At 61.6% G+C, this 5,745-nt stretch carries 4 protein-coding genes; 3 read left to right on the top strand and 1 reads right to left on the bottom strand.

Going from position 1 to position 5,745, the window contains the following annotated elements; translation table 11 throughout:
* Nucleotides 1-140: 140 nt before the first annotated feature.
* Nucleotides 141-2,042: a DNA primase gene (gene dnaG, locus ABY454_RS11935; RefSeq protein ID WP_372930949.1), complete on the bottom strand. Its 1,902-nt coding sequence runs from the start codon at nt 2,040-2,042 to the stop codon at nt 141-143.
* A gap of 153 nt (nt 2,043-2,195) precedes the next feature.
* Between dnaG and ABY454_RS11930 the strand changes: the two genes are divergently transcribed.
* The 3 genes from ABY454_RS11930 to ABY454_RS11920 all read left to right on the top strand — a co-directional run bounded on the left by ABY454_RS11930 (nt 2,196) and on the right by ABY454_RS11920 (nt 5,625).
* Nucleotides 2,196-2,351: a hypothetical protein gene (locus tag ABY454_RS11930; protein WP_372930948.1), complete on the top strand. Its 156-nt coding sequence runs from the start codon at nt 2,196-2,198 to the stop codon at nt 2,349-2,351.
* Between the two features lie 46 nt (nt 2,352-2,397).
* Complete coding sequence (locus tag ABY454_RS11925; protein WP_372930947.1) at nt 2,398-3,831, top strand: amidohydrolase family protein; 1,434 nt, start codon at nt 2,398-2,400, stop codon at nt 3,829-3,831.
* A 228-nt stretch (nt 3,832-4,059) separates the two neighbouring features.
* Complete coding sequence (locus tag ABY454_RS11920; RefSeq protein WP_372930945.1) at nt 4,060-5,625, top strand: hypothetical protein; 1,566 nt, start codon at nt 4,060-4,062, stop codon at nt 5,623-5,625.
* Nucleotides 5,626-5,745 lie beyond the last annotated feature (120 nt).

Here is a 5,745-nt window from a genome sequence, read left to right as displayed (position 1 = left end):
CCCGCGCCAGGAGGCATCGTGCTGTCGTGTGGCTTGAATACCGGCTCATCCCGGTATCACGGCGGACCTCGCGGCTGGTGTCACCAATTGACGCGGAGGCCGGCTTTGCCGCCAAGCGGGTTGCGCCTTAACAGGGTCGGCTACTGCCGCTTTTCGCTACGACGGCCGCGGGACGGCGGCTCCTTCCGGAGGCGCGCCAGCATTTCCTGGAAACGCTGATTGGCGTCGCGCTCGCCCGCATCGTCTCCCTCGTGACGCAAGCCTACGCTCGCCACCTCCTGCTGGAGCGTGACGAAGCGCTCGAACTCAGCCTCGGACATTTCCGTCAATTGGTCGGCGCTCTCCTCGATCTCGCGGTTCAGCGTGGGCAACGCCCGCCAGCGATAGATGACGTCGGCGAACTGCGCCTCCACTTCGGCTTGAGGCGTCTCGGGCTGAAGGAAGGCGAGGCGCTTGAAGGGACTGTCCCAGAAGAGCCGCTCGATGGGCTTGGCGTGGGGCCCGTCCCGCAGCTCAGCAATGAGCGTCTCGCGCGTGATCGACGGCGTCTCGGAGATCGCGCGAGTCACGGCGTCGAGCAGGCCTGCGAGCTTCTTGTCGCGGACATCGAAGCTCGCCACATCCTCGGCAAACCGGTCGAACAGCCGCGGATGGTTGACGAGCGCAAGAATGACGATGGTGGCAAAGCCGTAAGGGGTCGGCGGCGGCACGGCCTCGCGGCGCGCCGGCTTACGGACCTCTTTGCCGCCGGTTTGCCGGGCGCGGGGCGCTTGCGGCCGCCACAGCTCGAACAGCCGGTTCTTGATTTCGCGGCGATAATGATCGCGCACCCGCGTATTGCCGATCTCTCCAAGCAGCGTCTCAAGACGCGCCTCGAAGGCGGCGCGGCGTTCTGGCGTGTCGAGAGGCGCGGCGGACGTCTCGCGTGTCCACACCATGTCGATGAGCGGATGGGCGCTCTTCAGATGCCCGGCGAACGCAGCCGGCCCGGCGCCACGCACAAGGTCGTCCGGATCTTGGCCTTCCGGCAGAAAGGCGAAGCGAAATGAACGCCCTTCGCGCAAAGCCGGCAACATGCGGTCGACGGCACGCGCCGCCGCCGCCTCGCCCGCCCGGTCGCCATCGAAACAAATCACGGGCTCGGGCGCCAGCAGCCACAACACTTCCATCTGCCGCTCGGTGAAGGCGGTGCCGAGCGTCGCCACCGCGTTCTTGAAGCCCGCCTGATGGAGCGCGATGACATCCATATAGCCCTCGACCACGATCAGCTCGCCCTTCTCGAAGGCCGATTGGCGCGCGCGGGTGAAGTTGAACACCATCGAGCCTTTGTCGAAGAGCTTGGTCTCCGGCGAGTTCAGATATTTGGGCTGCGCATCGGAAGCGAGCGCGCGGGCGCCAAAAGCAATGACACGCGACTTGGCATTGAGGATGGGAATGACCAGCCGGTTGCGGAAGCGGTCATAGGTGGGGCGTCCGTCGTCCGGCTTGATGACGAGCCCCGCTTCGAGGAGCTGCGCTTCGGTGAAGCCTTGTTTGAGGAGCGCGGACTTGAGGCTGTCGCGCCCGCCGGGCGCATAGCCCATGCGGAACTCGGCTATGGTGTCGCGGGAGATGCCGCGCCCTTCCGCATAACCCAGCGCCTCGCGGCCGCCCTTAGCACGGATCGCCTGTTCGAACAGTTTGGCGGCGGCCTCGACTGCGTCCATGAGGCCGAGACGCTCCTTCATCGTGCGCTCATAGCGGGGATCGGGCGCAGGCATGGACACGCCCGCGTCCCCGGCCAGCCGCTCTACGGCTTCGGGGAAGCTGAGCCCCTCCATTTCCATGAGGAAGGTGAAGATGTCGCCGTGCTTGCCGGAGGAGAAGCAGTGATAGAAGCCCTTCTGGTCGTTGACCGTGAAGGACGGTGTCTTTTCCTTGTTGAAGGGCGATAAGCCCTTCCACTCGCGCCCGGCCTTCTTGAGCTGCACGCGGCGCGAGACGACCTGGCTCACGGGCAGCCGGGTGCGAATCTCGTCCAGAAAAGAATCAGAGAACTTCATTTCAGTCACAGTGGGGCTTCAGAGCGTCTGCTGCGCGTCGCGAATCGCGCTCATCACCATTATCCACTGAATTCGAACAAAAGGGGAACTTCTTCAACCTTGGAACCAGTGCGGCCAGCCCGGCCTTCCCATTAGAATAGCTATAGAATTGCTATGAATTTCGGTGGGAGGCTGGAAGACATCACCGTACTTGGCGCCAGCGAGCAGCTGTTCGACGCGCCCGACCGAAAGGCGAGCAAGATCGAAACCGTTCGCCTCATCATGAAGGACGGCAAGAGCTACAAGATCTATAAGAACACGCTGAACTAAAACGTTGGGGGCAACGGCCTCCAACCAATAAAAGGGAGAAATTGGCATGAAAGTCTGGACAACCGTGCGCCTTGTCGCATGTATTGGCTTGGCACTGTCTTTCGCCGCGCCGCTCGCGGCAGCGGAGGAAGACAAGCCCAAGCAAATTCTCTTCACCAATGTCGACGTGTTTGACGGGTTCAGCGAAGACCTCATCAAGGATGCCAATGTCCTTGTTGAAGGGAACGTCATCACCACCGTTTCCACCGACCCGATCGATGCGCCCGACGCCTTCGTCGTGGACGCCACGGGCAAGACGATGACACCGGGCCTGATCGACATGCATACGCATATCGTCTTCATGACCCCGGAGGGAACCAACTCATACCAAGACGAGTGGGATGCGCCCGGCGGCGGCGCGATGGCAGCTCAAGCCATCCGCGACGACTTTCTCATGAAAGGCATCACGACGATCCGCGACATCGCGGGAAACTCGCGCGGCATCGCGCGGGCCTCTCAACGCGGCATACTCGTGGCTCCGCGCATCTACACGTCAGGCGCCGTGCTCAGCCACACCGGTGGCCATGGCGATTGGGGTGATCGCAACGATCTTGAGGTGTCAGATTACGGCGCGCAGGTGCAGCACTCCATTATCGTCAACAACCGGGAAGACGTCATCGAAGGCTCGCGCCGCAACTACCGCAACGGCGCACACTTCACCAAGATCATGGCGGGCGGTGGTGTCGCGAGCCGTTTTGACCCGCTGGAAATCTTGGGCGCAACCCAAGAGGAGATGGAAGCGGCTGTCGAGATCGCGAAGGATTACGGCACCTACGTGGCAATCCACGGCTACCACGACAAGTCATACCAACGTGCGCTCGATGCCGGGGTCCGCAGTTTCGAGCACGGCTTTCTAGTGTCGGAAGACATCGTAAAGCAGATGGCTGCGAAGGGCGAGGACATCGCCTGGTCCTTCCAATGCTACATGAGCATCAATTCCTTTGGTTCATATGAGTCTATGCCCGACTTCTTCACGCACGAGCAAAAGCTCAAAGGCGTGTCTGTCGGAAAAGGCGCGCGCAACGCGGCCAAGATGATGCGGGAAAACGGCGTGTTCATCACCGGTGGCGCCGACATGTTCGGCCCGGGCCTTCAGGATAAGGTCAAGGAGGACATCACCTGCTACGTCAATGACGCAGGATTCACGCCCGCGGAGGCGCTGAAGTTCCGCACGGGCAATGCGGGCAAGGTGCTCAAATGGTCCGGCCCACTCGATCCTTATCCAACCTATGCGCTGGGCACGATCGCACCCGACAGCTATGCTGACATTCTCTTATGGGACGGCAACCCCCTGGAGGACATCGACTTGATCCTCGATGAGGACAAGCTCGTGCTCGTGATGAAGGACGGGCTCGCCTACAAGAACACGCTCGTTGACGAGGACAGCATCATGTACCGCCCTGCGGAGCAGCCGCTGACACGCGCACAAGTCCCGTATTAGCCGAGTCGCCGCACCAGTCCACCGGACCCGTGCGTGCTCCCAACCCGCGCCGGGCCGGCCACTGGGGAGGGCTTTAGGCTCCTCCCTCACTTACGGGTGAAAAGAATGGTCAGACGCATCAATGTCGTCGCAGCTTGCTTCCTTGCGGGGGCAGGAGTTTTTAGCGCAGTCAGCTTGCCTCAAGCGCTCGCCGAAGATTGCGACATTGCCATTGTGAATGGACGAGTGATGGACCCGGAAACGAAGTTCGACGCGGTGCGTAATGTCTGCGTGCGTGACGGCAAGATCGCTCACATCACCGAAGACGACATCGCCGGCAAGGAAACCATCGAGGCCAAGGGGCATGTCGTGGCGCCCGGATTTATAGACACGCATCATCATGGCGCCGGCAATCCATGGGGCGTGAAGGTGAGCTTGCGCGACGGCGTGACCACGCCGCTCGATCTTGAGATGGGCGTCATCAATGTCAACGGCTTCTACGCCGAACGCGACGGAAAGTGGCCTGTCAACTATGGCGCCGGGGTCTCGCACGAATTCCACCGCATGCGCGTCCTCGACAACATGGACATCTCGACGACAGCGCATGGAGACGATTTCGGCCGCTTGCGGAATGAGTCCTACAAGGAGAACGATACGCCCGACTGGGCCGTGACCCGGGCATCGCTGGAGCAGTTGAACGAGATGTTGGCGAACATGGACGAGGACCTAAAGGCGGGCGGTCTCGGTATCGTCTCGACGACGGGCTATATGGGCAAGGGCGTGACAACGCTCGAACTGTTCAACGTTCAGAGGGTGGCAGCAAATTACGGACGTCTCTACGCCTCTCATGTGCGCCTGTTGGGCAACACTTCCCCGCCGACGGAAGCTACGCTCGGCGCTTTCGAGCAGATTGCCAATGGCGTCGCGCTCAACCAGCCGCTGCTTCTCAGCCACAACAACAATGCCGGCTGGTGGGAGGTGGAGGAGCATCTGCAGCTGCTGCGCAAGCAGGGCTACAATGTCTGGTCGGAATATTACCCTTACACCTGCGGGTCCTCGACCATCGGCTCGGAGTTCATCAAGCCTGACAATATCGGCGCTCTGAATCTCGACTACACGAACCTCATCGATCCGCGCAGCGGCGAGAAGATGAACCGTGAGATCTACGATAAGATCGTCGCCGAGGACCCGGCCTATATCATCATCCTTTGCATCCCTGCGCGCGAGGAATGGCTACCGATGTGGCTGTCGGTTCCGCATATGACGGTCGCGGGTGATCAGATGCCGCCGGTCGACGAGAAGGGCAACAAGCTCGGCTGGGACGATCCGTTTGAGGCCTATAACGGACACCCGCGAAGCGCAGGCACGCACGCCAAGACCCTACGGTTGGCGCGCGAACTCGACGTGCCGCTGATGCAGGTTCTCGCGCAGAACAGCTACTGGTCGGCGAAGCATCTGGGCGACGCAGGCCTCGAGGCGATGAAAGTGCGCGGCCGCCTGCAGGAAGGCATGGTGGCCGACATCACCATCTTCAGTCCGGAAACTGTCACGGACAATGCCGGCTACAAGGTTGGCACGAACGGCCTGCCCTCGACCGGTATACCTTACGTGCTCGTCAACGGCGTCATCATGGTCAAGGACTCCGAAGTGCAGGACAGTGCGCGTCCTGGCCAGCCGATCCGTTATTCGGTTGAAAGCACCGGGCGCTTCAAGCCGCTGGAGAAAGAAGGCTATCTGAAGAATCTTCTGGGTGGCGCCATCCCCGTGCCGCATGGCATGCACGGCGCCGGCGAACATGTTGGAGAGCAGCACTAGCCATGTCGCGCGCCCTTTCCGTCTTGGCCATCGTGGCACTTACCGGTTTGCCGAGTGTCCCCGCTTGGGCGCAGGACGGGGATGATGAAGCTGAGAGCGGGGCCGCGATCTTGCGCGGTG

The sequence above is a fragment of the Methyloceanibacter sp. genome (assembly GCF_041573655.1).
Lineage (GTDB): Bacteria > Pseudomonadota > Alphaproteobacteria > Rhizobiales > Methyloligellaceae > Methyloceanibacter.
Note: the sequence above shows the minus strand (reverse complement) of the source record. Positions and strands in the feature narration are given on the sequence as shown.